Here is a 26,901-nt window from a genome sequence, read left to right as displayed (position 1 = left end):
AAAACAACAATGGCGCCAGGCAGCCCAGGATCGGCCTATTTCAACAACCCGACATCCGCGCCGTCGATGATGATGGCGAGATCCCAGAATTTTCGCAATTCCGCCTCGGCAGCCTTGGCGGCGGTGCCGTCTTCCGGAATCCGTTCGACGCGAAAGCCGAATTGCTCGAACCCGCTCAGATCGACCCGGCTCAGGATGATCGGGAATACGTTCCGTTCGATGGCGGCCGCGGCCAGTTTTCGCGCGACGGTGGCCGGCGCTTGCGGAACTTCGAAGATCCTGATGCCGATGCACGTCCAGTCTTCCATCACGCGGCGCCACAATGCGCCCGAAGGCGGTGTCGCCATGGGCATCAACAGCTTGCCCTCTTGACCCGACCCGGGCATGGCCAGGATGTCTTGATCCAGGTTGACGGGTCTTTGTTGCGAAATCCTGCCCAGGACATCCATCCAAACGTTCTGCATCAGCGTCGCTCCCAGTCTTCCGCAATCAGGCGCGCGGCGGCCTCGGCGCCGGTGTCGGGCAGGTCGATTTGGGACAGGGCCGCCCGAATTGGCTCCGTCGCGCCGTTGTCGAGACACTCGTCAAGCAGGCGGTCAAGCGCCATCAACTCGGTATCCGCGACCATGGCGCAAAGCCCGCGCTCGAACAGAGCCCTTGCGCGGCGGGTCTGATCATCGAGGTAGGGCGCGAATTGCGGGATCAGGATCGCCGGGATCTTGTGATAGAGGATCTCGTGGACCGAATTGTACCCTGCCGCCGAAACGACCAGATCTGCGGCAAGGCACAGTGACAGCGCCTCGAACGTGTGCACGACGCGGGTGTTTTTCCAGGTGAACAGCGACGGATCGATGGTGCTGCCCGGCCAGGTGACGATCAGGTGCAGGCAATCCGGACGCTCGGCCAGCTTGCCCGCAATCGTCTTCAACTGGGCCGTCCTGTCCGATGCGACGCCGCCGCCCAACATGCTCACCACCAGGTGCCGGAACTCCGTTCCGAACCGCTCGGCCAGACGCGATCGGAGCTCGGCTGGGTCGTTCGCGGATTGAACCGTCTGCTGAAGGATCGGGCCGACATAGTGGACGTGTTCGCCATAGCTGTAGGGTTCGTTGAGTTCCGAAAAGGCCTCAGTCGGTACGATGACGCGGTCAAAGACGGTTTCGCGGGCCAGCGCGGCGCGGTTCTCGCGCCCGCCCGGCATCAGCCCCCGCCGAATCCAGATCGATTTCAACTGCTTTTCCAGGATCACGCGCAGGATGGAGTCGAAGACGTATCCGCCGTCGAAGACCAGTTTTTCACCGTCCCGCAGCAGTCCGCTGAGGCGGCGATAGGACAGGATGTCGTTTGCATTCGGGTGCTCCTGCGCGTCGGCGCGCGGAACCAGCGGAACGCAGTCGAACCCGCGGCGCCGGACCAGCGGCACGCAGCTCGGGAACACGGCGAAGACCGGCTTGACCCGCTCTTGCATGGCTTGGGCTACGATGCCGCAGCGCTGCGCGTGTCCCAGACCTACGCCGTTGGTCGGCATGAACACGATGCGCGGCGGTGTCGGATCCGAACCGGAGGTGGGCGGCGCAAGCTTGGCGATGGACTCGAACCGGGCAATATCCACGGTCCGCAACCGCGGCGACTTGAGCACCTGCTCCCCGATCTGCGCCATGTTGCCGAGAATCCTGCCCGTCAGATAGCCGTCCAGCGCCAGCACGGATTTGGGGCCGAGCAGGCTGGGAGCTTTGGACGAAACTATCGCCTCGTCCTCGGTGCAGTCGATCACGACACCGCCGGCGGCCATCAGGACCACGGCCATCGCCGCCACGCGTTCGCCTGCCACGCCCTGCCCGAATACCGCAAGGATGTCCGTTTCCGCCGCCAGCGTCAGCGGCGACAGGTCGGTATACTGAAAAGTAGGCAGGTCGTAGAAGGACGATGACTTGATCTCGTCGTTCTGGGTACCGCTCACGATGATCTTGAGGCGATATGCGCCGTTGTGGCTCATCTGGGAAAGACACGGCAACAGGGCCGGATCGTCCAATTCCATCGAACCGAGTACGATCGTAAGCCGGGGCCGGTCGGACCTCGACCTTGCACCGGTTCGGATTTCGGCCAAAAGCGGGCCGATGGCGTTTGGCAGAACCGGATTGGATTGCGTGTCCGACAGGTCGATGACTTCAGCTTCCCGTCCCAGGGCATAGGCCAGCCTTGCCCGCGCGCCGACATGGCTTTGGTGATCGGGGAACCGGCCGACGGCGATCACTGCCACCTCCGGGCCGGGCTGCTTGTCCCGCAGCGAGCCCAGCAGGATGTCGTCGATATCCTCAGCGCCCAGCACGATGATCGCGCTGATCGCCATGTCTTCCCGATCCACGAGAAAGCGCGACGCCTCGTAGGTTCTGCCGCGGCCGGCATCCTCGGGGAGATAGTCGGCATCGATGCCGACCGAGAAGCCACGCGCCGACAATTGCGCCGCGAACATCAGCTGGGCGTCGAAGGATCGGATGTTCCGCGTGCCGGCTTCGACAAAGATCATGTCAAACCCCGACTTCGCCAGCCAGCGTTCCGGTCAGCATCCGCGCGAAATTCGCGGCGGAATACTGCGCCAGCACCGGTTCGATCCTGGAAACCTGGTCGTGGTACCGGCCGGGTTGGGTGACGCACTCGGCCACGATTGCATCCACGTCCTGCGGGCGGCAGGGGATGACGGCATCGCCGAACGCCTGTCCGGTATCGGGGTCCGTCAGAACCACCTTGCCGGCCGCAAGCGCCTCGGCAATGACACGCCCGAAACTCTCGCGCCAGGTTGGCGCCGTGAAATACACGAAGAAATCGATCGAATCCAAAAAGACATCCACATCCATGGACCCGAAGGGGAGCATCTGCCAATGCGCCCGCATGACCCCGGCTTCCAACAGTGAATCCGCGCCGAGAATCGCATTGTATTCAGCGTGTTCCGGGAAACAGGCATCCAGATCGGTCAGCGGTGGAAACTTTTCAAAACCCGGTCGCGAAAGCCGCCCGCGCCGGTCCCGCGGTTCGCGATGCGAGACCTCGACATCCGTTTCGCATATGTTGAACCAGTCATCCCCAAGGACATCCCAATACCGTGCAAATGGCGAAGCCGCCAGCCAGTCCCTCACCGTCGCGCGGTTGTGCGGCGAGATCGGCGCCAGGATCTTTCTGAGCGCCAGCGTCGAACCGCCGATCTGGCCGAGACACGCCGCCACGTCGAACCCTTCTCCACCTCCAGGACGCAGAAAGTTCTCGTGGGTCACGACGATCAGGGACCGCGCCACGATCCTTGCGTTGAATTCGTGCTGAAACTTGAGAAACGCTGGGTTGTGGAAGACGACCACATCCGCAGCGATTTCGGGCGCATCCCAGATCAACGGAATGCCGAACGTATCGAGGACGCTGCGCAACACAGGGGCGACATGCTGGCCGTCGCCGAACATTCTGGACCTCCGCGCATGCACCACGATCGATGCATGTTCGGCGGCCACTCGAAGCTCGGCCGCGACGGCGGCGGAGGTGCCTCCGGGAAATCTCGGTTCGATGACATATGCCAGCCTGGGACCGTCGATGCCTGTCGAGATCCTGTCAAACGCCATCGGCTTCAATAGAGAACCGCGCCGGTGAACCCGAGTTCGCCGGTATCACCGTCAAGCGCCTCGCGCGTGGACAGCGGCAGGTAGTCGAAGCGCAACCGGCCGAACGAGGCGGTGTCGTGGAAGTTCCGCAACTCCCGCGCCAGTTCGTCATCGCCCGTCATCAGTTCCGGGTTCTGCTCGATATAGGTCCAAAGCGCCTTGGTGTCGTTTTCGTTCAAAAGGCGATCAATCGTCAGCAACTGTTCAAGCGTCACTTCCGAACGGGCTCCGTGGGAGGTTGTCAGTAAAAGCATGGCCGTCACGACGGCAACGAGTCTCTTGTCAGGCATGGTCTTGACGCAATCGTTTTGTGTGGGCGCCGCAAATCACGCCCGGTTGCGGGCGATCACGGATCTGCGGCTGGAAATCGTCTCTAATTGCTCGCACTCCTCAACTTCTGAATGACCTGGTTGCGGAGTTCCTTGGCGACATCCCTGGGCGGTGCGCTTGCCCGGCGTTTGACCGGCTTCGGTTTGGACACCGCCACGCCGGAACTGGAACTCTCGCCGGCCAGCCACAATTCCACGATCCCCGGCGGGGTCTTGTTGCCGGATCCCGTGAAATCGCGCAGATCGGCATTGGCGTCTCGGGCCAGGGCCGCCGCCTGCTCTGCGTCTTGTTGGTGATAATAACGGACGTTGGACCGGCTTATCCCGAACCCGACGCGCGCGCTGTCCGCCAAGTCGTGCCCGGTCTGGACGAGTTCCGCCGCGACGGCATTGACGGCCGCGTCCGACAGGCTGCCGGGCGCGAACAGCCGGAACCTTGCCGTTTCGCCGCCGTCGGGCTCTGCCACGGCTCTGGCGGGTTCGGGTTTATCCGACGGCTGCAAACCCTCGTTGCCGGGCCGGTTCGGCGGGATGACCGCGGACAGGATCGCATCGCCCGTTTCCGGGCTTGCTTCCGGCACCACCGGAGCCGGCCTGGTCCATGCTTGTCCAACGGTAAAGGCAACCTCGCTGCCGTGGGTGTCGGACAGCACGGCGACCTTGACCGGAACCGGACGGTCGGAATCGGGCGCGGACCCGGCCCAAACTGAAACCGATGGGGATTCGATACCGGGTCGGGCCGAATAGGAAAGATCCTGCCCGGCTATCAGCGCCGCCAAGTCCGTCGAAACCGCCGGCGGGGGCAAGGCAGCGGTATCGGCAACGGCCGGAGGTTCCGAGCGATCAATCGCGGCAGCCAAGTCCTTGGCCGCGCTATCCGACGGCGCGCGGGATGCGGCCATCGCCGGGCGCTCGGAACCGCTCGGCCGGTCCCAATTCCCTACGGTTACACCCGCCGTGTCGGACCAAGCCGTCCGAGGCTCCAATTGCGGCGCGAACAGCTGGACCTGGGCAATCGCAACACGGGGCAGGTGCGGAGTCTCGGGCGCGGGAGTCTGTGCCACGGGCGTCGGCAACACCGTGGCCTTGGACGCCAACAGGCTCGGCTCCGGCCGCTCGTGGGCAACCGTCTGCAGCGTCTCCGGCCAACGCCACAACGGCGGCGGGTCGAATTTCTCGACCGCCAAGCTACGCGCCACAGTCACTGCGTCATCATCGGGAGGATTCAGCCGCGGGACAACCGTACTCAACTCCGGCGCTTGCATTGCGACGAGGGTCTGCCGGTTCGGCAGAGGCGCATCTGCAACTGCCGCATCCGCCGTCGGCGTCGGGGGCTGAGCGACCTCCGGGCTGCGCCAGTCGCTCCAATTCAGCACCAGGACCATCGGCGCCGAGATGGCCAGTCCGGCCGCAAACCCAATGGCCACCGCTCGGACGTTCTTTTTGAACCAGCCTTCCTTTGGAACCGTCCGGTGCACGAACGGTTCAGGCACGGGGGGAACGGCCGGCCGGAGCGCAGGGTCATCTCCGGCAACCGTATCGGGCCGGTCCGGCGTGTCCCGGCTTGCCGGAGTGTCCGTCGCGCGATTCGGCGTGGGATCGCCCCAGGCGACACTATGCTCCATGGCCAGGGAAAGACTGACGGCCGGTTCCGGTTGCCGGTCAGTCCCCGCATCGCCGTCTTTCCCCACCGCGTCGGAATCACGGCCATGCACTTTTTGCAAGCCACGCAACTCGCGCGGCAAATCTCTCATTTCTTTACGAAAACCCGGCCCACCGGCCTGCGCACCGTCTTGACCGGCGGTGTCAGCACCGCGCGCGGCCAGAACCTTCTTTCGTTGCCGGCGCGCCCATTCCAACTGTTCCTGCCAGCTTTTGCCGCCGATATTCGGCTCGTCCTCGGCAGCAGGGTCCGGCGGAGGCGCGCTTGCCGTTGGCTCCGCGTCCGTATCAGTCGATTCCGCGCGCTCGGACAGAATCCGCGCACGCTGTTCGCGGGCCTTCTCCAGTTTTTTCTGCCAATCGTCGGAACGAAAAAAATCATAGATGTCCAGTGCTTCCGCACTGTCAACATCGTCCGAACCGGACGGGGTATCTGCGCTTGTCGCCTTGCTCATGCCCTTCCCCCGTTGGGCCGCTGGGTACACACTGACTAGCTGGAACCGCAGGCAACTCTGGTACGGCTCCGCTCGCTCGTACCCCACGATTATACGAAGCAAACGGTGCCAAAACAAGCAAAGAGCCGGGAGCGTCGGCTCGGCGGGCGATTTCGCTTGCAAAGCACCGTCCGGGCCAATTTCACCATGCCACCGATGGATGGCGCCCCGGCCGACCGTCGAAACCTGCGATTGCGGCGGCCAGGCGGCATCGAAACCCCAAACGTCGGTACGCGCCGGCGTCCGGCCGCGATTTCCGCGGCCCGGGTCTGGCGGTGGTGCCTTTGGCGGCTTGTTGCAAGGGGATGGACGTGACCCGGAATGATCTCGATCAAATTCCGGTCGCAAAAAAGCTGCTAGGAACCCGGAAAACGGTGATCGTGACATCTGAAGATCGAGTCGCAAGGGAATGAACCAGCACACCACAAGACGCGCGTTTCTCCGCGCCCGGATGCTGCGCCGGACCGTGGATGCGGTGCGGCCGCCGGGTTTTGCCGAGACCGGTTTCTCCGACCTGTGCACCGGGTGCGGGGATTGTGTTCAGGCCTGCCCCGAGGGGATCCTTGCACTGGATGCGGACAGCCTTCCCATCGTCCATCTGAATGCCGGGGCCTGCACCTTCTGCGGCATCTGCGCCGAAACCTGCGAAACGGATGCTTTGCTGGTCGAGCGTGTGCCGGACTGGCCCTGGCGCGCGTCGGTCAAGCCGGAGTCCTGCCTGTCTATGACCGGCACCAGCTGCCGAACCTGCCAGGACGCCTGCGACCAGGGCGCGATTCGCTTCAAGCTGCAGCTTGGCGGCCGCGCGAAACCCGAGCTGGACGTGGACAGCTGCATTGGCTGCGGAGCCTGTGCGGCCTCGTGCCCGGTCAACGCCGTCGCGTTCGAGCGCCACGCCAAGCCTCGACAGGAGGCCCTTGCATGAACATCTGCGGCTGCCTTGTTCACGTCGCGCCCGACCGTGCCGACTCGGCGCGGAAGGCCATGACCGAAACCCGGGGCGTCGAGGTACACGCCGAGGCCGAGGATGGCCGATTTGTCGTCGTCGTCGAGGACACCGACGACCGTCTGGCGTCCGAGACCATCATGGATCTGCATCAGATCCCCGGCGTGATTTCGCTGTCCCTGACCTATCACCATTTCGAAGATCTCGCGGAGACGCGCCCGCGGCCCGATTCTCCCAGCCAACCGACCAGCAGGAGGCCCGTACAATGACTGTTTCTGAATCCCGCCGTACTTTCCTCAAGGCAACTGCGGCTGCCGCAACCGCTTCGGCCGCGGGCATACCGCTGGCTGGCGGTCAGGCCAATGCGCAGGTGGCCGGTCCGGACATCCGCTGGGACAAGGCCGCCTGCCGGTTCTGCGGCACGGGCTGTTCGGTTCTGGTGGGCACCAAGGACGGCCGCGTGGTCGCCACCCAGGGCGACCCGGACGCGCCGGTGAACCGGGGCCTGAACTGCATCAAGGGCTATTTCCTGTCCAAGATCATGTATGGCAAGGACCGCCTGACCACGCCGCTCTTGCGCAAGTCGAACGGCGTCTACGACAAGAATGGCGAGTTCGAGCCGGTGAGTTGGGACGAAGCCTTCGATGTCATGGCCCAGAAGTGGAAAGAGGCGCTGGCCAAGAAGGGGCCGACCAGCGTCGGCATGTTCGGGTCCGGCCAGTGGACGGTCTGGGAAGGCTATGCCGCGTCCAAGCTGATGAAGGCCGGGTTCCGGTCCAACAACATCGACCCCAACGCGCGGCACTGCATGGCCTCGGCCGTGGTGGGCTTCATCCGCACCTTCGGCATCGACGAACCGATGGGCTGTTACGACGACCTGGAGCATGCGGACACCTTCGTGCTCTGGGGCTCGAACATGGCCGAGATGCACCCGATCCTGTGGTCGCGCCTGACCGACACCCGTCTGACCAAACCGGGCTGCGAGGTGCATGTGCTTTCGACCTTCGAACACCGTTCGTTCGAACTGGCCGACAACGGCATCATCTTCGAGCCGCAGACCGACCTGGCCATTCTGAACTACATCGCCAACTACATCATCCAGACCGGCGCCGTGAACGAAGAGTTCGTGAAGAACCACGTCAATATCACCAAGACCGAAACCGATATCGGCTACGGTCTGCGCGAAGACAATCCGCTGCAGCAGGAAGCCGCGAACCCGAATTCGGGCAAGCTGGAGACCATCAGCTTCGAGGAATACGCCGAGTCGGTCGCCCCCTACACGCTGGAATACACGTCCGAACTGTCGGGCGTTCCCGCCGACAAGCTCGAAAAGCTGGCCAAGCAATATGCCGACCCGAACCGGAAGGTGATGAGCCTTTGGACCATGGGATTCAACCAGCACACCCGCGGATCCTGGGTGAACTCGCTGATGTACAACGTGCATCTGCTGGTCGGAAAGATTTCGGAACCGGGCAACTCGCCCTTCTCGCTGACCGGCCAGCCTTCGGCCTGCGGCACGGCGCGCGAGGTCGGCACCTTCGCCCACCGCCTGCCGGCTGACATGGTGGTGGCCAATGACGAGCATCGGAAGATCTGCGAAACGGCCTGGAACGTTCCCGAAGGCACCATTCCGCCCAAGCCCGGTTTCCACGCCGTGTTGCAGCACCGCAAGCTTAAGGATGGGGAGTTGAACGCCTATTGGGTACAGTGCACCAACAACATGCAGGCTGCGCCCAACATCAACGAAGAAGGCTATCCCGGCTATCGCAACCCCGACAACTTCATCACGGTGTCCGATCCCTATCCGACGGTGACGGCGGTGTCCGCCGACCTGATCCTGCCCACCGCCATGTGGGTGGAGAAGGAAGGCGCTTATGGCAACGCCGAGCGCCGCACCCAGTTCTGGCGTCAGCAGGTGAAAGCGCCGGGTGAAGCCAAGTCTGACCTGTGGCAGGTGATGGAGTTCTCGAAGCGCTTCACCGTCGAGGAGGCCTGGGGCGAAGAGCTGCTGGCCAAGATGCCCGAGCATCGCGGCAAGACCCTGTATGACGTGCTCTTTGCCAACGGCACCGTCGACAAGTTCCCGCTGTCCGAGACGGCGGAAGGCTTCGACAACGACGAATCCGAGCATTTCGGCTATTACGTGCAGAAGGGCCTGTTCGAGGAATATGCCCAGTTCGGCCGCGGCCATGCCCATGATCTGGCCCCGTTCGAAGTCTACCACCAGTCGCGCGGATTGCGTTGGCCCGTCGTGGACGGCAAGGAGACCCTGTATCGCTTCCGGGAAGGCTATGACCCCTACGTGCCGGAAGGCGCTGGCGTGAAGTTCTATGGCAAGCCGGACGGCAAGGCCAACATCATCTTTGCGCCCTACGAGCCGCCCGCGGAAGCTCCGGACGAGGAATACGATCTGTGGCTGTCCACCGGCCGTGTGCTGGAACACTGGCATTCGGGGTCGATGACCCGGCGGGTGCCGGAACTGCACCGTGCCTATCCTTCGGCGGTCGTCTACATGCACCCGCAGGACGCCAAGGATCGCGGTCTGCGGCGCGGGCAGGAGATCATCCTGTCCACCCGCCGCGGCGAGGTCACCAGCCGGGTCGAGACCCGCGGACGGAACAAGGTTCCGCGCGGTCTGGTCTTCATGCCGTGGTTCGATGAACACCAGCTGACCAACAAGCTGACGCTGGACGCGACCTGCCCGCTGTCGAAAGAGACCGACTTCAAGAAATGCGCCTGCAAGGTCGAGCGCGCGTAACCGGCAAGGATCGCAAAGGTAGTACCGCATGTCCCTTGCCGACAAACCCCTTTCGCCGCAACGGCGCCGGTTCCTGCAGGATTCGGCACGGGCGGCGGGCGGCTGCGTGCTTGCCGGGTCGGCCCTGGCCTGGCTGGCCCGCGACGCCCGCGCCCTCCCGGCCGAGGCGTTGCGCCCGCCCGGCGCATTGCCCGAAAAGGAGTTTCTGGCGGCCTGCATCCGCTGCGGGCTGTGCGTGCGGGACTGTCCCTACGATACCTTGAAGCTGGCGGAACTCGGGTCCGACGCGGCGGCCACCGGCACGCCCTATTTCACGGCCCGCGACATCCCCTGCGAGATGTGCGACGACATCCCGTGCGTCGCCGCCTGCCCGACCGGGGCGCTGGACCCCGGGCTGGACAACATCGACGACGCCAGGATGGGGGTCGCGGTTCTGGTCGATCAGGAAAACTGCCTGAATTTCCTGGGGCTGCGGTGTGATGTCTGCTATCGCGTCTGCCCCGTGATCGACGAGGCGATCACGCTGGAAACCGCGCACAACACCCGGTCGGGCCATCACGCGATGTTCATCCCGACCGTGCATGCGGACCGCTGCACCGGGTGCGGCATGTGCGAAAAAAGCTGTGTCCTGCCGGAAGCCGCGATCAAGGTGTTGCCCGCCCGCCTGGCGCGCGGCAGTTCGGCCGAGCATTACCGAAAGGGCTGGGAAGAGAAGGCCGCAAAGGGCGCGCCGGTGGTCGAAGGGATCATCGACCTGCCGGACCGTCTGCCCGGACCCGGCACCGACAATCTGGCCACGCCCGGCGGGTTCGCGCCGGGATACGATCTGCCGGAGGTGGGACAATGAGTGCCCGCACCCTCAAGCCCGTCGGCCAGGAGGCCCGCGACGTCAAAGGCTGGATCGGCGCGCATCGCTTTCTTCTGCTGCGTCGCGCAAGTCAGCTGTTCTTTCTGGCCCTTTTCTTGCTGGGTCCATGGTTCGGGATCTGGATCGTCGAAGGCACGTTGGCCGGGTCGCTGACACTCGGCGTGCTGCCCCTGACCGATCCGTTCATCCTGTTGCAGAGCGTCGTCGCGGGGCATTGGCCCGAACTGACCGCGCTGATCGGCGGGCTGATCGTGCTGATCGCCTATGCGCTGATCGGCGGGCGGGTCTACTGCTCGTGGGTATGCCCGATCAATCCGGTGACGGATGCAGCCAACTGGCTGCATCGCCGGCTGGACCTGCCCAAGGGCTGGCAGCCCAAACGCGGCACGCGCCTGTGGATCCTGGCGACGGTCCTGGTCGTCTCGGGGCTGACGGGCGTGATTGCCTGGGAACTGATCAACCCGATCACCATGCTCCACCGCGGTCTGGTCTTTGGCATGGGCTTTGTCTGGGCGATGATCGCGGCCATCTTCGTCTTTGACCTGTTCGTCGCGCGGCACGGCTGGTGCGGCCACCTGTGTCCGGTCGGCGCCTTCTACGGGCTGGTCGGTTCGAAAAGCCTGCTGCGGGTCAGTGCCCGGAACCGCGCCGCCTGCGACGATTGCATGGATTGCTACGCGGTCTGCCCGGAGAACCAGGTGATTTCGCCCGCGCTGAAAGGCAAGCCGGGAACCACGCCTCTGATCCTGTCGCCCGACTGCACGAATTGCGGCCGTTGCATCGATGTCTGCGCGGTCGATGTCTTTGCCTTTACTCACCGGTTCGACGACCGCGTCGCCCAACCCTCCGATCCAGTCGCGCCCGAGCCGCGCGCCGCCAGACCTATCTAAGGGAGTGCCAAAATGAACAAATCAATCGTGACAGGCGGAATTGCCCTTATCCCTGTTTTGCTCCTGAGTGGGTTCGCTCTGGCGCAGTCAGCCCAGGTGGAAACCTTGCGGGGAGCCGAGGTGGACGAACCCATCCCGCTCGATCAGATCCACAAGACGGTCGAGGGGCGCATGCAGCGCAACTATCGCCAGCAGCCGCCGTTGATCCCGCATTCGATCGAGCAGTACCAGATCGACGTGCGCACCAACCAGTGCCTGTCCTGCCACGACTGGACCAAGGCGGGCGAACGCAACGCGCCGACCCTGTCGATGACCCACTATCTGGACCGCGACGGCAACGAGCTGGATCAGATCGCGGGCACCCGGTACTTCTGCAATCAGTGTCACGTGCCGCAGGCCGACGCGCCGCCGCTGGTCGAAAACGTCTTTCAGCCATCCTCTGGCAACTGATTCAACGCAAGATTGAAAGGAGCACCGACATGGCAGACTCCCCCGAAAAACGCGGCTGGATCCGGCGGCTCTGGAACGGGATCTGGTCACCGGCCGTTGCATTCAGCTCAGGGTTCCTGATCCTTGCGGGGTTCCTGGCCGGCATCCTGTTCTGGGGCGGGTTTCACTGGACGCTGGAAATGACCAATACCGAAGAGTTCTGCGTCTCGTGCCACACGATGGAAACCAACCTCGGCGAGTATCGCGAGACGATCCATTACAACAACCACTCGGGTGTGCGTGCCATCTGTTCGGATTGCCACGTGCCCCACGAATGGAACCACAAGATCAAGGCCAAGATCATGGCCGTCAAGGATGTCTACTATGAGCTGGCCGGCACCATCAGCACGCCGGAGAAATACGAAGAGCATCGCCTGAGCATGGCCTCGGCCGTGTGGAAGAAGATGAAGGCGTCGGACAGCCGCGAATGCCGGAACTGTCACAATTTCGACTACATGGATTTCACGATCCAGGAAGCCCGCGCCGCATCCGAGCACCAGCGCGCCATCGACAACGGCATGACCTGTATCGACTGCCATCAGGGCATCGCCCACCGCCTGCCGCCCGGCTATCTCGAAGAATACCAGAACGTCACCGCCGAACTGAACGCAGACTCCGACGGTGCGCATCAGCAGGCAGCGGCAGACAGCGATCAGATCCGGTCCTACCTGACCAGATCGACGGATTGAGAAGGGGCACGACATGCTTGAAATACTTGGGACCATCGGCGGCAATGTGCTCAGCCTGCCGGGAATTCTGGGCCTGGCGCTGGGCATGATGACCCGCCAATTGTGGCTGGGCGCCCTGTTGGGCGGACTCGTCGGCATCCTGGAAACGCTGGTTTTCGCCGGGTGGCAATTCGCCCGTGTCGAGACCCTGGAACTGGTCATCGCGGTCATCGTCGGCGTCTGCGCTGGCAGCCTGGGAACCGCGATACGCCTGAAGGGCGCGACGGCCTGAGCGCAATCCCGGTGCGGTCGCACCGGGATTACGCAACCGTCCGCGCCTTGCCGCATGCCCACGGGACATGCGGCCCGCACCGGGTGGCGACCCTTCAACAGGCTGTTCCGGCGGGCAGTCGCGCCAGATCGTGACATACGCCCATGTGTGCCTTCCCAAGCAAGAGACTTTTTCAGTGGGGGAGGATCGCGCCCAGGCGACCGGAACGCCAGAGATCATCAGCGCCATCGACAGAAGAACTCTCAATAGCGCTTCCTCGATCTTTCACCGGAGCGGGCTGTTGCCGTGAAACACGGAAAGTAAGGCGGCGGAGCCCCGCGACTGCGACAGCAGCATCGAGACCGAGCTGGTGAAGAAGGGCCAGACCCGGATCGACGGATGGCTAAAAAAGATCATGGGGCATTTTGCGGCCGGGCTGGCGGCCCGGGATATCCAAGCTTACCTGCTCGATGTCCACGACCTAAAGGTCGTTGCGCATCTTTCCGGTCGCCTGACCCGAACAGGTGAATGTCACGGTCAGCGGGTTTTTGGGCTGCTCGGCAGTCATCAGAAGGCAACCCTGTCCTCACCCTTGAGGCCAAGAATGGCGCGGGTGTGAAACGGCATGCAAAACTGACCCCTATCTTGGGGTGATCGGCGTCCAAAAGTGACCCCCCTGACGATTGTGATCAGAAGCTTCCTCAAAAGCATGAGGGAGCAGTCAGGGGATGTTGGTTGTGGAGACGATCGCGAAGATCAGGCGAGCGCATTTCGTCGAGGGCAAGTCGATCAAGCAGATCTGCCGCGAGTTGCGGTTGTCGCGGAACACGGTGCGGAAAGTCATCAGAACTGGCGCGACCGAGTTCACCTATGACCGCACGACGCAGCCGCATCCGAAGATTGATCCCTGCGCGCGCCGAACTCACGCGTGACACTGTTCGCCGTCAGCATCCCCAGAAGCTGGGACAACACACTGAACCCGAGTTGAAAAAGGCTGACAGCCGCGAAAATCGCCACCACGACGACCAGCGACGCCTCGCGCTGGAATGGCAGGATGCGGTCAATGATGACCTGAAAGATAAAAGGCTCGACCAGCCCGAGTAAACGCAGGCAGATCGCCAGGAAAACCAGTTCCACATATAGCGGCGTGAACTTCCAGAGAGTTCGCCCGAACCAGGAGAGCGGTATCTCGCCCGCGCCTTCGGCCTTTCGTATTTTCATCGGCAATCGACGGCCTGCTCGGGCGCTGCGATGACGCAGGCACCAGGCAACGCATCCGCGTCAGGCGACACCGCGATGGCAATCAAACCGTCTGCCACGGGAAAGGCTGTGGAAAGCCGCTTGCGCAGGCTGTTACCGTTGACCGTGTCGAGTTCGTCCGCGATCGTGAGCGCGCGGCCGGGCGCGAAGCCATCGAGTGCGCTTTGCAGTTCCGAACGCGCAATGTCGACCGCATAGTTCGACATCTCCGCAAAACGGGAGCGCAGGTCGGCCGTGCGGTCCTCAAGCCTGTCCTCGGGTCCCTTGTCGCGGAATTCGGCATAGGCGTTGCGTACCACCCGCTCGACATCGACAAGTCTGGCGGCCTCGACCTCGCCCAGCATGAAGAGGATGCGCAAGTCACGTGTATAGTTGGCGAAGGATGCTCCGAACCCATAACTTGCCCGAAGCTTCGTGCGGACGGCGTCGAACAGCATGCTGTTTTCCCCGCCACCGAGCGCATCAAAGAGCAGCAGATCTTCCATCTCCTGACCCTTGCTGGTCGGTGGAAGCGGGCCGATGAAGGCAAGGAACGCCACGTTGGCATCGGGCATGTGCAGCAGGATGCGCCTGGGCGCGAAATCGGCTTGCGCGTCACGGTTGATCGTCCCGTTCGCCTCAGGCAGTCCGTCGAACAAGCCATCGACAAGCTCGCCGGCCTTCTCCGCCGTCAGGTCGCCGGAGACGACGACTGCGTCGGGCGCACGTGTGAATGTCTCGCGGTGCCAGGCGACCACGTCATCGCGCGTCAGCCGCGTGAATAGTCCGGGCTGATCGAGCGACAGAGCATTGCGCAAGGGCTGATCCCCAAAAATAGCCCAGCGGACGGCATCAAAACTCACATGCGCGGGCTGCGATCGCGCCTCGGTCATGCGCTGGTCGATCTGATCGCGGATACGCGTGAACCAGGCCTCTTCCAGAGTCGGAGCGCGCAGGTGAGCGCCCGCGATCTCAACGACTTGGGCGATGTTCTCCTTTTTCGCCGTGAGTTCGCCGATCACGTGATCGACCGCCGCGATGAAAAGCTGCCCCTGCGCCTCCAGATCGGCGAAGGTTTCCACGACTTCACCGGCCGGATAGTCGTCGGCCCCGCCAGCGAGGATCAGTTGCGCCCCCACATAAGGCGCGGCTTGGTTGACACCGGCGCGATAGCCCCAGTCACTGGGCCAGGCTGCCTGGATCGAAACGTAGTTGTTCTCCGGCAGATGCAGCAGGGTGTATTCAATCCCGCCGGGGCTGGTCTCTCGGCTGGCGGTGGTTCCCGGGTTGCAGGCCGCCAGCGCCAAGGCAAGAGACAGGGCAATCAGCATGCGTGTCATTCGAAATGCTCCTCTGGTCCGATCATGGCGACGGCCGTGCGGCCCTCGCCCGCGAGTTGACGAAGAATTGTGTTGTTGATTTCGCGCGACAGTTGGTCTCGCAGATGCACAAGCGCGTCTTGAGACAGCGGATCGCGCAGGGCAGATACCCGGCGCAAAACATAGCTTGCCGTCCAGCGCGCGGTTTCATCGGCGTCCGACCAATCGGGCCAGAAACCCTCGAAACGCTTGAGGACGCGCGAATATGTTGTATCGGGAACTCCCGTTGCTGCTACCCCGGCAAGCGAGGTCTCGAAGGCCCTGCGCAACTCGTCCAGCGACACGCCGCGATCCGGCTCGGCGGCAAAGCTGATCTCGACGTTGTCCTCGTCGATGGGCCAAATCTGTACGTCGAAACTGCGAGCGATGCTGGCGTCAAAGCGCAACGGCCCGGCCAGCCCGCCCGGCAGGTTGGTATCCAGAATATCCCTCAAGAGGGCCACCTGCGCTTCGAGCAGGTCGAATTGCACGGGTTCGGCCAGCGTCACCACCCGCCGCCAGATCAGGCGCGGGGTGGCATCGAGGTCCGGGAAATGAAATGTGGTCGAGGCGGGCGCGGCGAGATTGAAAGGCGGGGGTGCGAACTCGGATCGATCGCCTTCCGACTCGGGCCACCCCGCCGCGCGCATCGCACGCCGGACCTGCCGCGAGGTCACGTCACCGATGACGACCAAACGGGCAAGCTCGGGCCGGTGTGTTTCATCGTGCAGCGCGCGGGCGCTATCATAGTCCAGCCTCTCAATCTTCTTAGGCGTGCCCAGCGGCGACAGCGCATCGCGATTGCCTTGGTAAAGGAACGCATCCATCTTGACACCGGCCTGGACGTCCGGATTGCCCGCCACGCGCATCTCGTATTCGCGCAGAACGATGTCCCGCTCCTCCCTGGCGAAGTCGCCCGAGAGGGTGATGGGGTTGAAGACGCCGGAGAGCGTATCCAGAATTTCGGCCAAATCCTCCGACTGGCCAGACAGCCAGTAGCCAAGCGATATGCGTTTCGTCCAGGCGTTGGAATGGCGGGCCGCGGTGCGCTCACCCGTACCCACGGCGTTCAGCCAAACCAGGTGTTCAAGGTAGTGAAAGCTGAGCGGGTTGGCGCGGTCGCCCTGAGGAAAGACGACATGAATTTCCACACGCTCTGGTGTTGGCGCATCCACGAGCCAGGGAGTAATCGCTGAAGTCGTTTCATCACGTAACGGGATGACGTTGCCGACAAGAGCGAAGGCGCAGGCCAATACGAAAAGAACCGCGGCGAACTTGCGGACGAATGCGCTAAATCTCAATTCAACACCAATAAAATTGTAGACTTTTGCAAGACTTAGGCCAATTCTCTCAAACGACAGCCAATTCCTGACAGTCCACATTGAATGAGACCCTTCGGCAAATACAGCATCTCCTCGACCCTGTCTTCGCGAAGGATCGTAGGAGTACAGAGATCGTCCATTGCGACCAGACCGATACGCCGCGCGTTGAGGTCAGGACCCATTCCTGCTCCAGCCAGTTACTTCCTGAGAATCTTTTCCTTCAGGAAAAAGTAGCCCATGGCAAAAAGGACGAATGAGATGTTTCTTGCCGACCAAAGCTCTGTCCCTGACCGAAGTAGCCATGAAAGAACCTGAAAGCCGATCAGTAGTATTGCAAAATCTATCAGGTACGGAACGATTTTCATTTCTTCTCCTGTGGATGGCGGGGCAGATGGCCCCGCCAAGTCTCTTGGATGTATCTCGTCAGTTACCGTGGGCCGGAAAACGGCTCTGCTGAGCGATCAACGTAACCGCGGCCTCTGGCATTGCTCATCTCGGCATAGGACGGACCGTCGAACGCCCGGCCTACAGCGCCGCATCCGACAACACCCACTGCTGCTCCTACCGCAGCCCCGCCGACGCGACCTCTGGCCCCACCTCGGCTCCCGATTTCCGAGCCTGCTTGCGTCGCCGCGGCAACGCACGCTCCGTAGCCAGCTCCATCGCCACCGCCCCCTCCGCCACCGCCACCGAAGCTGACGTTGCTGTAGAGATCGGTTACCGCGTTCTCAAGATCTTCAGACATCTTCCTGTCTTCCTTCCTTGTGCAGCGCGGGCATGCTACCCTTGCCGCGTAGCTGTCTGCCGGGTTTTCCTGCCCGGCGGCTCAATCGGGTGAGGGAAGCTGAACCCTTTCCTCACCCACTTTCGCCCAAGCTCGGTGGCCAGGGCGAAACCTGCATCGGCGCTCAATGGCGCCAGAAATGGCTCACCGAAATTGTCTGGCTATCCAAGGCTTGGATGTGGTGAGACCAACCCGTCGGCTGAACCGACAACCCGCCGGGAGCCAGGACAACCGGGAATGCCTTGGCCGCGCGTGCCTTCGGGTAGATGCCGAAGCCGGGGCCTCGGGGCGAAACCAGCAGCGATGGTCGTTGTTGCGGGCCTTCCCCCTTTGAAAAATCAACGAAGCCAGCTTTGGCAGCTTCCTGGGAAGCAAGGGAGCGAGCAAAAAGTCAAGGTTCATGCCACCGCCTCCCTCGGACGGCTCCGGGCCGCATTTCGGGTCCAGCGGTTGATCCGTCGCACCGAACCATCGGCGTTGCGACGCAGGCTGGTCGCCACCGTTTCGTTCGGGAACACGTTATGCATCATGTCGCGCAGGACCTCGCGAGTGCTGCCGTAAGGCGTAACCCAGTCGTTCAAAAAGAGCCGGGCGCCACAATTCCATTCGTCGTAGCGCAAGGCCCTGCCGGTGGCATGCACGTCGCGCTCGACTGCCTTCGACAGCCACGCCCATGTGACCATCGCCGTGGGGAATCCTTCTTTCGTGAGATAGACGCGCGCTTGCCCGAACCATAGTGCCGGCAGTATCTCGACCCGGAAATAGTCGCCCAGCTTGAACTGCTTGTGGTACTCGGATTGTGCCAGCAACTCGAGCGCGTAGCCGACACTGGCGTAATGGTCTATGGTCACCACGCCTGCCGCTCCTGCCTTGCACCGCAGGCGTGGTGGGCCATCGCCACGACATCTTGGCCGAGACGCCGCTCGACGGTCTTCTGCAATAGAAGTTGGTCACCGAAAGGCGCGACCTGCCGTGTCAGGGTGATGGAATTCGCGCCCGGCGAATGTTCCCAAGTGGCGTATCCGATAGGCCTGCGATCCGCGTCGAGCGCGACGAAGGCCGTTCGTTCCCGCATGTGGTAGAGTAGCGCTGTACAGTAGTCTGCAATCCGCTTTTCGGATTCGTCGTGCCAATGTTCGATATCGAGAAGGGCCATGGCCCCGAGGCTGCGATAGGCCTCGATGGCAGGCCTGTCGGCATCGGGTTCGGGTAGTGGCGGGAGATGATTGGCCAGGTCGCAATTGCGGCTTGCCAAGGCCTTGATCGGCAGGCACCGCATCGCGTCCGGCCCTGCCGAAAAGAGCTTGTGCCACCAAGGGCCGGGACCGCGGCGGAACATCTCGACCGCGGCCAGTCGCGCGAGCGGGTAGTTCTGGTGATAATGGTACGGCGTCGAAGGGTTCGCGGCCGCGTCGGAGAGCGCTTCGAGATCACCGCCGAGATAAGACTCGTTCTCCCTTTTCCAGACGGCACAAAGGGGATCAAAAAGATCGGGGAATCGGTCACGCGCATGACCGATTACGGCAAGCTCACCCAGAAACGCACAGGTTTCACGAGCGACAGGCGGCATGGTTTCGTGCCCGGACAGGAGGATCTGAAGTGCATGGGCCGCCTCATGGGCAAGGCAAACCACATCATCGACCGTGCCCTGCCAAGCCATCGCAATGCGCGGCGACTGCCCTTTCCCGGGTGTGGAACGGCATGCAAAACTGACCCCCCATCTTGGGGTGATCGGCGTCCAAAAGTGACCCCCCAGATAATTCTGATCAGAAGCTTCCTCAAAAGCATGAGGGAGCAGTCAGGGGATGTTGGTTGTGGAGACGATCGCGAAGATCAGGCGAGCGCATTTCGTCGAGGGCAAGTCGATCAAGCAGATCTGCCGCGAGTTGCGGTTGTCGCGGAACACGGTGCGGAAAGTCATCAGAACTGGCGCGACCGAGTTCACCTATGACCGCACGACGCAGCCGCGTCCGAAGATTGATCCCTGGCGGCCCGAACTGGACGACATGCTGGCCGAGAATGCCCGACGGCCGAAGCGGGAACGCCTGACACTGATCCGGGTCTACGAGGAGCTGCGCAACCGCGGCTATGACGGCAGCTATGACGCCGTGCGCCGATATGCGGCCAGTTGGTCGAAGGCGACGCGGGAGGCCACGGCCAGTGCCTATGTCCCGCTGAGCTTCGATCCGGGCGAAGCCTACCAGTTCGACTGGAGCCATGAGATCGTGATCCTCGATGGCGTGACCACGACCGTGAAGGTTGCCCATGTCCGCCTGTGCCACAGCCGGATGGCCGCGGCAGCACGAGTGGTTGGCCGCCAAGGTGAACGATTTGCACAGAGCGTTCCTCAACCGGGTAAGAGAGCTCGATGCTGACGAATGGCAGAAGGAGAGACAAGCAGGCGGCGCAACAGGCCAAGAGGCGACCGAGGTCTAGTCTAGAGCGCTTTTCCAGTCATTGCCTCGTTGGATTTCGGTCCGTTCTTACGAACGCCACCGGCATCGAAGTGTTCAGCTACGAATCTGAAAAAATCATTCGAAATCAGCCGCTTGCAACCTGATCACCAAATCGGCGCAGTCATTAGGTCCGGAGAATATCGGCCCGGAGAGACCGATTGCTGGCCTCTTGGCACTGGGACAGGTGCTCAGCCCCTCCCGCATAACCTTCGAATACAACGGAAAAATCCGGCCAGAGCCGGATCGGGAGAACGCTTTCGCGAGGGCAAGTGGCGGAGGGGACGGAACGCCTGAAAACTCTGCTGGAAGTAGCGACCGGGATCTATTCTGAAATCGGCGAATCCAAGGAGGTTCTGTTCAACACCCGTGCCTGCGCTTGCTTACGCTGCTGGAAAAACAAAGCATGATCAAAACGGATACAAACCAAGAGCATTTTGTCCGCCGTTGCCGGTTCAAGGCCTTGGAGACTGGTCTGCGAGAAACGTTATCCGAAGAAGTCCTCCTTGAAACGATCAATCTGGTGCATCCGCTCGTGGAGGATCGTGACAATGCCGATATCGCCGTTCGAGAGGTGCCTCCAATACACAAAATGCCGCTCGTACTGGAAGAAATACCCCTCCACTCCGAATTCGGCCGGCACGGCCCGCGAATGCACACCGCGCGTTTCAATCTGCTCGAATGCGGCGAACAAGCCGGTGATGTAGGTTTCGGCCTGCGCCTCGCCCCACGTCTCACGGGTGTATCGGTAGATCTCGTCGAGCCGGACGGACGCCGCCTCCTGGACCCGGATCGCCATGCGCTCAGGTCCGGTTCCGGGCGATCACCTCGGCGGCGGTCAGCGGCTTGTAGCTCTCCTCGGGGGCCGCGAACGCGCGGTTCAACTCGGCCTTCAGCCGGTCGAAGGCTTCCCGCTCGACGCGCTCCTTGTCGCGGCGGATCAGATCTCGGATGTACTCGCTGACGTTCTCGTAGTCGCCGTCCTCGCCAACATTGGTCGCGACGAACTCGCTGAGCGCGCCGCTGACGCGCACGGTCATGGTGGTGGTCCGAGACATGGCGCTCTCCCTTGATCGCGTGTGTTTAAGATAACCAATATTGAACACGAAACAAGGGCCCGCTCGCCAGGCGGCGGTTCTGCCTACCCTTCTCCATCCTCGAAAACCAGGCGATCTGCCATCGTCAGCAGCAGAACCAGCACAACGTCCGAATGCCGCGCGAGCGAAACCAGGTGCTCGCCGTTCGGCCCACGCTCGCCCGCGAACCAGTATTTCACCGTCCGCTCGCTGGCCCCCGTCCACCTCATGGCGTACTTGATCGCCCGGTGGGTCGATCCGAGCTCCGCGTGCAATGCCATGGCCACGGCGGCGCGGTAGTCGGCCGGAACCTCCTCTGGGTGCACAAATGTGCCCATCTTCGGCACAACTGTGCCCATCTTCACCCGCATCTTCATGTGTTTCTCCGCTAAATGTTTGGAGAGACATGAAAACCGCAGAATCCGTCTGTGCCCGTGACGGGCCGGTCCGGAAAGCTGCGGCGGGCATCCGCACTTCCGAAGGTGAGGAAAATGAACGGCAGAACCGAAACGCCGGCGCATGGACGCATGAGAGGGCCGCTGTGCCTCGCCACCCGCCGAGGCACAGCTCGGCACCCGCAACGGGCTTGCCGGGGCTTTGCGCAGTGAACAGGGGCACGGTGAATGGCAGGTCAAAGCGTCAACACCGGAACGGGTAGCACGGCGGCCGAACAAGACGTACCCGCTGTCGCCTACGTTCGGATGTCGACAGACCACCAGAAGTACTCGACCGAGAACCAGCTGGACGTCATTCGCAAGTATGCCGAAGCCCGTGGCCTCACGATCCTGCGGACGTTCGAGGACTCCGGGCGATCCGGCTTGCGGCTCGATGGCCGGGAGGCGTTGCAGAGCCTGATGGCCGAGGTTCAATCCGGCCAGGCCGACTTCAAGGCCATTCTCGTCTATGACGTCAGCCGCTGGGGTCGATTTCAGGACGCCGACGAGGGCGCCTATCATGAGCACGTCTGCTCCCGCGCCGGCATCCGGGTCCATTACTGCGGCGAGCAGTTCGAGAACGACGGCAGCATCGGCTCGAACCTCCTGAAGACCGTGAAGCGCGTGATGGCCGGCGAGTACAGCCGCGAGCTGTCGGTAAAGGTCTTCGCCGGGCAGTGCCGCCTCGTGGAGCTCGGTTATCGTCAGGGCGGCGCCGCCGGATACGGGCTGCGGCGCGTGCTGATCGACGAGCACGGCAACCCCAAGGGCGAGCTGTCTCGCGGCGAGCAGAAGAGCCTCCAGACCGACCGCGTGATCCTGGTCCCCGGCCCCGAGGAGGAGCAGCGGGTCGTTCAGCGCATGTACGAGATGTTCGTGAACGAGGGGCGTCCCGAGCGCGAGATCGCGGAGGTGCTGAACGCCGAAGGTCACCGGACCGATCTCGACCGGCCGTGGACCCGGGCGACCGTCCATCAGGTGCTGACCAACGAGAAGTACATTGGGAACAACGTCTTCAACAAGGTGTCGTTCAAGCTGAAGCAGCGCCGTGTCGTGAACCCTCGGGATATGTGGATCCGGGCGGAGGGCGCATTCCCGGCTATCGTCGATAAGGCCCTTTTCCTGCGGGCTCGAGAAATCGTCGACGCCCGCAGCCGCCATTTCTCCGACGAGGAACTGCTCGATGCCTTGCGCGCGATCCTCAAGCGGCAAGGCGTGCTGTCGGGCCTGATCATCGACGAGGAGGATGACCTGCCGTCCTCCAGCGCCTATCGCAGCCGCTTCGGCAGCCTGCTGCGCGCCTACCAGCTGATCGGCTACGAGCCGGACCGCGACTACAGCTACATCGAGGTGAACCGGGCGCTGCGGCAGGCGCATCCGCAGGTCGTGGCCGAAATCATCGCCGGGGTCACACGGCACGGCGGGTCGGCCGTGCAAGACCCCGACACCGATCTGGTTCGCGTCAACGACGAGTTCACCGTGTCCATCGTGCTGGCCCGATGCAGCGCCACGGCAGCCGGGTCGGTGCGCTGGCGCATCCGCCTCGACACTGGCCTTGTACCGGACATCACCATCGCCGTGCGCATGGACGAGGTGAACGAGGCGCCGCGCGACTACTACGTGCTGCCCAGCATCGACATGACCTTAGGGAAACTGAAATTCGCCGAGCAGAACGGGCTCGCGCTCGATGCGTACCGGTTCGACACGCTCGATTTCTTCTACGCGCTCGCCTCGCGGGCGAGGATCGCGGAGGTGGCGTGATGCCCGACGACACGGAGCTGACCAGCCAGAAACAGGTGACCCTCATCCCTTGTGACCGGATCAGGATCCTCAACCCCCGCGTCCGCAACCGTCGCACCTTCGAGGCGATGGTGGAAAACATCGCACGCATCGGCCTGAAGCGCCCGATCACCGTGGCACCCCGCGCCGCGACTGATCCTCAGGAGTATGACCTCGTCTGCGGTCAGGGCCGCCTCGAGGCCTTCATCGAACTCAAGCAGGACAATATCCCGGCCATCGTAATCGAAGCCGACGAGAGCGATTGCCTCGTCATGAGCCTCGTGGAGAACTGCGCCAGGCGGCAGCACAACCCGATCGATCTGATGCGCGAGATCGGCTCGCTTCGCCAACGCGGCTACAACGACCGCCAGATCGGCGAAAAGATCGGGGTGTCCTACGAGTACGTGAACATGATCGCCGGACTGCTGGAGAAAGGCGAGGAGCGCCTGGTCTCGGCCGTGGAAACCGGAACTCTTCCGCTGAACCTCGCCATCCAGATTTCCAAGACCGATGCTAAGGGCGCGCAGAAGGCGCTCATGGACGCCTACACCCAGAACAAGCTGCGCGGCCGGAAGTTGGCGCTCGTGCGCCGCCTGATCCAGCAACGCGAACTGCGCGGCCCGCAGATCCACAGCAACCAACTCGGACGCAAGCCTCCGAAACGGGCGCTCACGAGCGAGGGCCTTGTGCGGGCGTATCAGCAGGAGGCGACGCGCCAGAAGCTGCTTATCAAAAAGGCCGAGCTAACCCAGAGTCGGCTGATGTTCGTGCGCGAGGCGTTCCGGAAGCTCTGCGCGGACGAGCATTTCATGACCCTGCTCAGGGCCGAGGGGCTCGAGACAATGCCCGCCGACCTTGCGCGGCCCGTGACCGACGGGGCTCCGGCATGAAGCGCGAAGCACGCGACACCCCGAAGAGCGTCACGCTCGGGTTCGAGGACGACTGCGTCACGCTCCCAATCGATGCGATCCTGCCGCTCCGCGCCCTCGGGAAGTCCGCAAAATCCAGCCGGAAGTATCGGCAGATCGTGGCTTCCATCGCCCAGATCGGGATCGTCGAGCCGCCCGTCGTGGTTCGGAACCCTGACAAGTCCGCCACCTGGTTGCTGCTCGACGGCCATCTTCGGATCGAGGCGCTGAAGGATGCCGGCGAACAGGAAGTGGAGTGTCTGGTCTCCACCGACGATGAGGCCTTCACCTACAACCGCCAGGTCAGCCGCCTTGCGCCGATCCAGGAACACAAGATGATCCGAAAGGCGATCGAGCGCGGCGTGCCCGAGGAGAAGATCGCGCTCGCGCTCGATCTCAACATGAGCAGCATCCGGCGCAAGGTGCGCCTTCTGGACGGCATCTGCGAGGAAGCGGTTGGGATCCTGAAAGACAAGCCCGCGACCGGCGCGGTGTTCGACGCGCTGCGCAAGATGACGACCATGCGCCAAATCGAGGCGGCCGAACTGCTGGTCAACGCGAACAACTATTCCGTCGCCTACGTGAACGCGATCATCGCGGGGACGCCGCAGGCCCAGCTGGTCGAGTCGTCCAAGCCGAAGAAGGTCAAAGGCATCACGCCGGAGGCGATGGCGCGCATGGAGCAGGAACTCGCCCGCCTGCAGGAGGGCATCGCCTCGATTCAGGACACCTACGGCCAGGATCACCTGCATCTGACCGTCATCAAGGCCTACGTCAGCAAGCTGCTCGGCAACGCCAGGGTCGTTCGCTACCTCATGCAGACGCGCCCCGAATTCCTGTCCGAGTTTCAGACGATTGCCGAGATGGACTCCGTCATGCCGGCCGAGGCGGAATAGCCGGCGCGGCAGAGTTGATGGGGACCCGGCCCCGATAAGCGCGGGGACCGCGGGAGACGCCGGACTGTGGGCCGGATCGAGCGCGGCGGTGGAGATGGCGGCGAACCCGCTCGGGGCCCACCAGGCCGGCTTGAGTTTTCGCCGGCCGCGCAGCCGCGTTCGTGGCTGCGTTCCAACGGGGCGTGCCGGAGGCCGGGCAACTTCGGCACGCCCACCCGCCATGTCTTCTCGCTACTACTCGGTTGCGGCTGAACAGAACACGATCAAAGCAAATACAAAGCAGGAGCAAAGTGTCCGGCCGAGACTTTCAAACGCATGATTCTAAAGGGAATCGTAGTCATCGGTTATTGCTGTGAATCCTATCGTAGTCCCGCGAAATCGGAGGGAAGGCGATACGCAAAAACTCCGCTCAGAGTCGCCCTGCGTTCGCGCCCCGGCGAAATCGAATTCAGTGAGATCTTGTCTTACACTTGCCAGTTCGCACGTCTACGTCGAAGTGGTACAGATCACCAACGCATCAGGTCTGGTTCCGCTCGATCACTTCGGCTGCCGTCAACCGCGTGTAACTCTCCTCCGGCGCAGCGAAGACGCGTTTGAGCTCGGCCCCCAAGCCCTCCGAGGCTTGACGGCTGGCCCGTTCCATGTCGCGGCGGATAAGGTCGTGGATGTACTCGCTGGCGTTATCGTAGGCCCCATCTGGGCCAACCATGCTCATAACGAATTCGCTGAGATCGTCGCTGACGCGAACGGCAACCGTGATTTCGCGAGGCATGGCACTCTCCCCTACTGATCCATGCTCAGGATGACAAAAATCGCTCCCGGAGCAAGCGCGGCGCGAGACCGACGAGTTTGCCACGAGCCCGTCCCTGAGCGCCGTGTGGCTTTGCCAGCCCTCACCAATCTTGTGTTATATGCGCAGGGCGCCTCAAGACACTGACTTGCCTCTCTTTTTCTTTCACGCCTTCGTCTCTCTGCAACCGCTGTGAGTTGCGAGAAAGGAGACGATGATGAAACCGACCTGCTTGAACCAGAAAGAACTGGCGGAACGCTGGACCATTTCGCACCGAACCTTGGAACGCTGGCGCTGGGCTGGCGAGGGCCCTGCATACATGAAGATCGGAGGCCGAGTCGTCTATCGTATCGCCGATATCGAGGCCTTCGAACGCGACGTATTGAACGCCACGTTCGATCAGAGCCTCCCGGCCCGGTGACGCAGACCTCGTCCTCCCGACGTGCGGCGTCGCTCCAAGGCTCTGATTTGCGACGCTTTTCGATTGCGCCACCTTCCCGGCTCGGCTAGCCTCGGCTCAGGCCCAGTAAATGGGCGCGCATAGTTATCGTGCGCATCGCCCGAACCGGGAGAGCGTGATGGACAACGACAGGTCGGAACTTCGCTGGGGCGTCGAGCAGCGCCTCGAGTTCATAGAGTTCCGCCTGTTCTGGGAGGGACATGTGAACCGCAGCGACCTGATGGACCAGTTCGGGGTTTCGGTGAACCAGGCGTCCACCGACCTGAACCGCTTGTGAGCGATACTTGAACTGCGACTCCTATTCCTTCTGAGGGTAGGGGCGTTGGCCCATCTCTTCCATCATCTTCTCGCGGAAGACCTCCGCCGGCGTCTTCCACCCAAGG

The 26,901-nt window shown here is 62.8% G+C and carries 27 protein-coding genes and 5 pseudogenes; 16 read left to right on the top strand and 16 right to left on the bottom strand.

Features of this window, described 5'->3' with window-relative positions; translation table 11 throughout:
- Positions 1 to 35: 35 nt before the first annotated feature.
- From AC2FNJ_RS05550 to AC2FNJ_RS05530, 5 genes are all read right to left on the bottom strand, one after another.
- The gene (locus AC2FNJ_RS05550; RefSeq protein ID WP_496763094.1) at positions 36 to 464 is read right to left on the bottom strand and encodes a hypothetical protein; all 429 of its coding nucleotides are present in this window, start codon (positions 462 to 464) and stop codon (positions 36 to 38) included.
- Positions 464 to 2,527 (bottom strand): glycosyltransferase, encoded by a 2,064-nt coding sequence (locus AC2FNJ_RS05545; protein WP_496763093.1) that lies wholly within the window; start codon positions 2,525 to 2,527, stop codon positions 464 to 466. The genes AC2FNJ_RS05550 and AC2FNJ_RS05545 overlap by 1 nt, the downstream gene beginning before the upstream one ends.
- Position 2,528: 1 nt before the next feature.
- On the bottom strand, positions 2,529 to 3,605 hold the full coding sequence (locus tag AC2FNJ_RS05540; RefSeq protein WP_496763092.1) for a hypothetical protein: 1,077 nt from the start codon (positions 3,603 to 3,605) through the stop codon (positions 2,529 to 2,531).
- A gap of 5 nt (positions 3,606 to 3,610) precedes the next feature.
- Positions 3,611 to 3,934: a hypothetical protein gene (locus AC2FNJ_RS05535; RefSeq protein WP_496763090.1), complete on the bottom strand. Its 324-nt coding sequence runs from the start codon at positions 3,932 to 3,934 to the stop codon at positions 3,611 to 3,613.
- Between the two features lie 83 nt (positions 3,935 to 4,017).
- Positions 4,018 to 6,090, bottom strand: coding sequence for a hypothetical protein (locus tag AC2FNJ_RS05530; RefSeq protein ID WP_496763089.1), 2,073 nt, complete (start codon positions 6,088 to 6,090; stop codon positions 4,018 to 4,020).
- Positions 6,091 to 6,538: 448 nt separating this feature from the next.
- On the opposite strand from AC2FNJ_RS05530, the gene napF reads away from it, so the two are divergent.
- The 10 genes and pseudogenes from napF to AC2FNJ_RS05480 form a co-directional block, all read left to right on the top strand.
- The gene (napF, locus tag AC2FNJ_RS05525; protein ID WP_496763087.1) at positions 6,539 to 7,054 is read left to right on the top strand and encodes a ferredoxin-type protein NapF; all 516 of its coding nucleotides are present in this window, start codon (positions 6,539 to 6,541) and stop codon (positions 7,052 to 7,054) included.
- On the top strand, positions 7,051 to 7,344 hold the full coding sequence (locus tag AC2FNJ_RS05520) for a chaperone NapD (protein WP_496763085.1): 294 nt from the start codon (positions 7,051 to 7,053) through the stop codon (positions 7,342 to 7,344). Before napF ends, AC2FNJ_RS05520 begins: the two co-directional genes overlap by 4 nt.
- Entirely contained in the window at positions 7,341 to 9,833 is a 2,493-nt protein-coding gene (gene napA / locus AC2FNJ_RS05515; RefSeq protein ID WP_496763083.1) for a nitrate reductase catalytic subunit NapA, read from the top strand. Before AC2FNJ_RS05520 ends, napA begins: the two co-directional genes overlap by 4 nt.
- 28 nt (positions 9,834 to 9,861) lie before the next feature.
- Positions 9,862 to 10,680 (top strand): ferredoxin-type protein NapG, encoded by an 819-nt coding sequence (gene napG / locus AC2FNJ_RS05510; protein WP_496763081.1) that lies wholly within the window; start codon positions 9,862 to 9,864, stop codon positions 10,678 to 10,680.
- Entirely contained in the window at positions 10,677 to 11,591 is a 915-nt protein-coding gene (gene napH / locus AC2FNJ_RS05505; protein ID WP_496763080.1) for a quinol dehydrogenase ferredoxin subunit NapH, read from the top strand. Before napG ends, napH begins: the two co-directional genes overlap by 4 nt.
- Positions 11,592 to 11,603: 12 nt before the next feature.
- Positions 11,604 to 12,041 (top strand): nitrate reductase cytochrome c-type subunit, encoded by a 438-nt coding sequence (locus tag AC2FNJ_RS05500; RefSeq protein WP_496763078.1) that lies wholly within the window; start codon positions 11,604 to 11,606, stop codon positions 12,039 to 12,041.
- A 29-nt stretch (positions 12,042 to 12,070) separates the two neighbouring features.
- Complete coding sequence (locus AC2FNJ_RS05495; protein ID WP_496763077.1) at positions 12,071 to 12,769, top strand: NapC/NirT family cytochrome c; 699 nt, start codon at positions 12,071 to 12,073, stop codon at positions 12,767 to 12,769.
- 13 nt (positions 12,770 to 12,782) lie between these two features.
- Entirely contained in the window at positions 12,783 to 13,040 is a 258-nt protein-coding gene (locus tag AC2FNJ_RS05490; protein WP_496763076.1) for a hypothetical protein, read from the top strand.
- Between the two features lie 349 nt (positions 13,041 to 13,389).
- Positions 13,390 to 13,638 carry a hypothetical protein gene (locus AC2FNJ_RS05485; RefSeq protein ID WP_496763074.1) on the top strand — a complete coding sequence of 83 codons (249 nt, stop codon included), beginning with the start codon at positions 13,390 to 13,392 and terminating at the stop codon, positions 13,636 to 13,638.
- 109 nt (positions 13,639 to 13,747) lie between these two features.
- Positions 13,748 to 13,927: pseudogene (locus AC2FNJ_RS05480) on the top strand (helix-turn-helix domain-containing protein); the annotation flags it as partial.
- On the opposite strand, the gene AC2FNJ_RS05475 reads toward AC2FNJ_RS05480, so the two are convergent.
- The 6 genes and pseudogenes from AC2FNJ_RS05475 to AC2FNJ_RS05450 form a co-directional block, all read right to left on the bottom strand.
- Positions 13,884 to 14,240 (bottom strand): hypothetical protein, encoded by a 357-nt coding sequence (locus AC2FNJ_RS05475; RefSeq protein WP_496763073.1) that lies wholly within the window; start codon positions 14,238 to 14,240, stop codon positions 13,884 to 13,886. The pseudogene AC2FNJ_RS05480 and the gene AC2FNJ_RS05475 overlap by 44 nt on opposite strands.
- Positions 14,237 to 15,598, bottom strand: a complete 1,362-nt coding sequence (locus AC2FNJ_RS05470; protein WP_496763072.1) for a M16 family metallopeptidase — start codon at positions 15,596 to 15,598, stop codon at positions 14,237 to 14,239. Before AC2FNJ_RS05470 ends, AC2FNJ_RS05475 begins: the two co-directional genes overlap by 4 nt.
- Positions 15,595 to 16,998, bottom strand: coding sequence for a M16 family metallopeptidase (locus tag AC2FNJ_RS05465; protein ID WP_496763071.1), 1,404 nt, complete (start codon positions 16,996 to 16,998; stop codon positions 15,595 to 15,597). Before AC2FNJ_RS05465 ends, AC2FNJ_RS05470 begins: the two co-directional genes overlap by 4 nt.
- Before the next feature lie 848 nt (positions 16,999 to 17,846).
- Positions 17,847 to 18,029 (bottom strand): annotated as a pseudogene (locus AC2FNJ_RS05460) (cupin-like domain-containing protein); the annotation flags it as partial.
- A gap of 91 nt (positions 18,030 to 18,120) precedes the next feature.
- Complete coding sequence (locus AC2FNJ_RS05455; protein ID WP_496763069.1) at positions 18,121 to 18,576, bottom strand: toxin-activating lysine-acyltransferase; 456 nt, start codon at positions 18,574 to 18,576, stop codon at positions 18,121 to 18,123.
- Positions 18,570 to 19,382, bottom strand: a complete 813-nt coding sequence (locus AC2FNJ_RS05450) for a hypothetical protein (protein WP_496763068.1) — start codon at positions 19,380 to 19,382, stop codon at positions 18,570 to 18,572. Before AC2FNJ_RS05450 ends, AC2FNJ_RS05455 begins: the two co-directional genes overlap by 7 nt.
- 145 nt (positions 19,383 to 19,527) lie before the next feature.
- Here AC2FNJ_RS05450 and AC2FNJ_RS05445 point away from each other — a divergent pair.
- Positions 19,528 to 20,013: pseudogene (locus AC2FNJ_RS05445) on the top strand (IS21 family transposase); the annotation flags it as partial.
- Positions 20,014 to 20,662: 649 nt separating this feature from the next.
- Here the strand turns inward: AC2FNJ_RS05445 and AC2FNJ_RS05440 are convergent.
- The 3 genes from AC2FNJ_RS05440 to AC2FNJ_RS05430 all read right to left on the bottom strand — a co-directional run bounded on the left by AC2FNJ_RS05440 (position 20,663) and on the right by AC2FNJ_RS05430 (position 21,628).
- Positions 20,663 to 20,974, bottom strand: a complete 312-nt coding sequence (locus AC2FNJ_RS05440; protein WP_496763067.1) for a type II toxin-antitoxin system RelE/ParE family toxin — start codon at positions 20,972 to 20,974, stop codon at positions 20,663 to 20,665.
- A gap of 4 nt (positions 20,975 to 20,978) precedes the next feature.
- Entirely contained in the window at positions 20,979 to 21,233 is a 255-nt protein-coding gene (locus AC2FNJ_RS05435; RefSeq protein ID WP_496763065.1) for a ribbon-helix-helix domain-containing protein, read from the bottom strand.
- Between the two features lie 83 nt (positions 21,234 to 21,316).
- The gene (locus tag AC2FNJ_RS05430; protein ID WP_496763064.1) at positions 21,317 to 21,628 is read right to left on the bottom strand and encodes an XRE family transcriptional regulator; all 312 of its coding nucleotides are present in this window, start codon (positions 21,626 to 21,628) and stop codon (positions 21,317 to 21,319) included.
- Between the two features lie 246 nt (positions 21,629 to 21,874).
- Here AC2FNJ_RS05430 and AC2FNJ_RS05425 point away from each other — a divergent pair, with 246 nt between their 5' ends.
- The 3 genes from AC2FNJ_RS05425 to AC2FNJ_RS05415 are packed head-to-tail and all read left to right on the top strand — an operon-like array spanning position 21,875 to position 25,268.
- Positions 21,875 to 23,446: a recombinase family protein gene (locus AC2FNJ_RS05425; RefSeq protein WP_496763063.1), complete on the top strand. Its 1,572-nt coding sequence runs from the start codon at positions 21,875 to 21,877 to the stop codon at positions 23,444 to 23,446.
- Positions 23,446 to 24,354: a plasmid partitioning protein RepB C-terminal domain-containing protein gene (locus tag AC2FNJ_RS05420; RefSeq protein ID WP_496763062.1), complete on the top strand. Its 909-nt coding sequence runs from the start codon at positions 23,446 to 23,448 to the stop codon at positions 24,352 to 24,354. Before AC2FNJ_RS05425 ends, AC2FNJ_RS05420 begins: the two co-directional genes overlap by 1 nt.
- Complete coding sequence (locus AC2FNJ_RS05415; protein ID WP_496763061.1) at positions 24,351 to 25,268, top strand: plasmid partitioning protein RepB C-terminal domain-containing protein; 918 nt, start codon at positions 24,351 to 24,353, stop codon at positions 25,266 to 25,268. Before AC2FNJ_RS05420 ends, AC2FNJ_RS05415 begins: the two co-directional genes overlap by 4 nt.
- Positions 25,269 to 25,785: 517 nt before the next feature.
- Here AC2FNJ_RS05415 and AC2FNJ_RS05410 read toward each other — a convergent pair.
- The gene (locus AC2FNJ_RS05410; protein WP_496763060.1) at positions 25,786 to 26,040 is read right to left on the bottom strand and encodes an addiction module antitoxin; all 255 of its coding nucleotides are present in this window, start codon (positions 26,038 to 26,040) and stop codon (positions 25,786 to 25,788) included.
- 235 nt (positions 26,041 to 26,275) lie between these two features.
- Between AC2FNJ_RS05410 and AC2FNJ_RS05405 the strand changes: the two genes are divergently transcribed.
- Positions 26,276 to 26,479 carry a helix-turn-helix transcriptional regulator gene (locus tag AC2FNJ_RS05405; RefSeq protein WP_496763059.1) on the top strand — a complete coding sequence of 68 codons (204 nt, stop codon included), beginning with the start codon at positions 26,276 to 26,278 and terminating at the stop codon, positions 26,477 to 26,479.
- Positions 26,480 to 26,636: 157 nt separating this feature from the next.
- A pseudogene (locus AC2FNJ_RS05400) lies at positions 26,637 to 26,789 on the top strand (BrxR family helix-turn-helix transcriptional regulator); the annotation flags it as partial.
- A 27-nt stretch (positions 26,790 to 26,816) separates the two neighbouring features.
- Here the strand turns inward: AC2FNJ_RS05400 and AC2FNJ_RS05395 are convergent.
- Positions 26,817 to 26,901 (bottom strand): annotated as a pseudogene (locus tag AC2FNJ_RS05395) (integrase); the annotation flags it as partial.

Source organism: Ruegeria sp. BHSB196 (assembly GCF_059613135.1).
This window is presented reverse-complemented; position numbering and strand designations above follow the sequence as displayed.

Bases quoted from the DNA above. Each gene is read 5' to 3' on its own strand.
- AC2FNJ_RS05495 (WP_496763077.1), top strand. From the start codon at position 12,071: ATGGCAGACTCCCCCGAAAAACGCGGCTGGATCCGGCGGCTCTGGAAC.
- napH (WP_496763080.1), top strand. From the start codon at position 10,677: ATGAGTGCCCGCACCCTCAAGCCCGTCGGCCAGGAGGCCCGCGACGTC.
- AC2FNJ_RS05470 (WP_496763072.1), bottom strand. From the start codon at position 15,598: ATGACACGCATGCTGATTGCCCTGTCTCTTGCCTTGGCGCTGGCGGCC.
- AC2FNJ_RS05500 (WP_496763078.1), top strand. From the start codon at position 11,604: ATGAACAAATCAATCGTGACAGGCGGAATTGCCCTTATCCCTGTTTTG.
- AC2FNJ_RS05545 (WP_496763093.1), bottom strand. From the start codon at position 2,527: ATGATCTTTGTCGAAGCCGGCACGCGGAACATCCGATCCTTCGACGCC.
- AC2FNJ_RS05440 (WP_496763067.1), bottom strand. From the start codon at position 20,974: ATGGCGATCCGGGTCCAGGAGGCGGCGTCCGTCCGGCTCGACGAGATC.
- AC2FNJ_RS05465 (WP_496763071.1), bottom strand. From the start codon at position 16,998: ATGTGGACTGTCAGGAATTGGCTGTCGTTTGAGAGAATTGGCCTAAGT.
- AC2FNJ_RS05530 (WP_496763089.1), bottom strand. From the start codon at position 6,090: ATGAGCAAGGCGACAAGCGCAGATACCCCGTCCGGTTCGGACGATGTT.
- AC2FNJ_RS05405 (WP_496763059.1), top strand. From the start codon at position 26,276: ATGAAACCGACCTGCTTGAACCAGAAAGAACTGGCGGAACGCTGGACC.
- AC2FNJ_RS05475 (WP_496763073.1), bottom strand. From the start codon at position 14,240: ATGAAAATACGAAAGGCCGAAGGCGCGGGCGAGATACCGCTCTCCTGG.
- AC2FNJ_RS05540 (WP_496763092.1), bottom strand. From the start codon at position 3,605: ATGGCGTTTGACAGGATCTCGACAGGCATCGACGGTCCCAGGCTGGCA.
- AC2FNJ_RS05520 (WP_496763085.1), top strand. From the start codon at position 7,051: ATGAACATCTGCGGCTGCCTTGTTCACGTCGCGCCCGACCGTGCCGAC.
- napG (WP_496763081.1), top strand. From the start codon at position 9,862: ATGTCCCTTGCCGACAAACCCCTTTCGCCGCAACGGCGCCGGTTCCTG.
- AC2FNJ_RS05410 (WP_496763060.1), bottom strand. From the start codon at position 26,040: ATGCCTCGCGAAATCACGGTTGCCGTTCGCGTCAGCGACGATCTCAGC.
- AC2FNJ_RS05535 (WP_496763090.1), bottom strand. From the start codon at position 3,934: ATGCCTGACAAGAGACTCGTTGCCGTCGTGACGGCCATGCTTTTACTG.
- AC2FNJ_RS05450 (WP_496763068.1), bottom strand. From the start codon at position 19,382: ATGGCTTGGCAGGGCACGGTCGATGATGTGGTTTGCCTTGCCCATGAG.
- AC2FNJ_RS05435 (WP_496763065.1), bottom strand. From the start codon at position 21,233: ATGTCTCGGACCACCACCATGACCGTGCGCGTCAGCGGCGCGCTCAGC.
- napA (WP_496763083.1), top strand. From the start codon at position 7,341: ATGACTGTTTCTGAATCCCGCCGTACTTTCCTCAAGGCAACTGCGGCT.
- AC2FNJ_RS05420 (WP_496763062.1), top strand. From the start codon at position 23,446: ATGCCCGACGACACGGAGCTGACCAGCCAGAAACAGGTGACCCTCATC.
- napF (WP_496763087.1), top strand. From the start codon at position 6,539: ATGAACCAGCACACCACAAGACGCGCGTTTCTCCGCGCCCGGATGCTG.
- AC2FNJ_RS05430 (WP_496763064.1), bottom strand. From the start codon at position 21,628: ATGAAGATGCGGGTGAAGATGGGCACAGTTGTGCCGAAGATGGGCACA.
- AC2FNJ_RS05490 (WP_496763076.1), top strand. From the start codon at position 12,783: ATGCTTGAAATACTTGGGACCATCGGCGGCAATGTGCTCAGCCTGCCG.
- AC2FNJ_RS05425 (WP_496763063.1), top strand. From the start codon at position 21,875: ATGGCAGGTCAAAGCGTCAACACCGGAACGGGTAGCACGGCGGCCGAA.
- AC2FNJ_RS05415 (WP_496763061.1), top strand. From the start codon at position 24,351: ATGAAGCGCGAAGCACGCGACACCCCGAAGAGCGTCACGCTCGGGTTC.
- AC2FNJ_RS05550 (WP_496763094.1), bottom strand. From the start codon at position 464: ATGCAGAACGTTTGGATGGATGTCCTGGGCAGGATTTCGCAACAAAGA.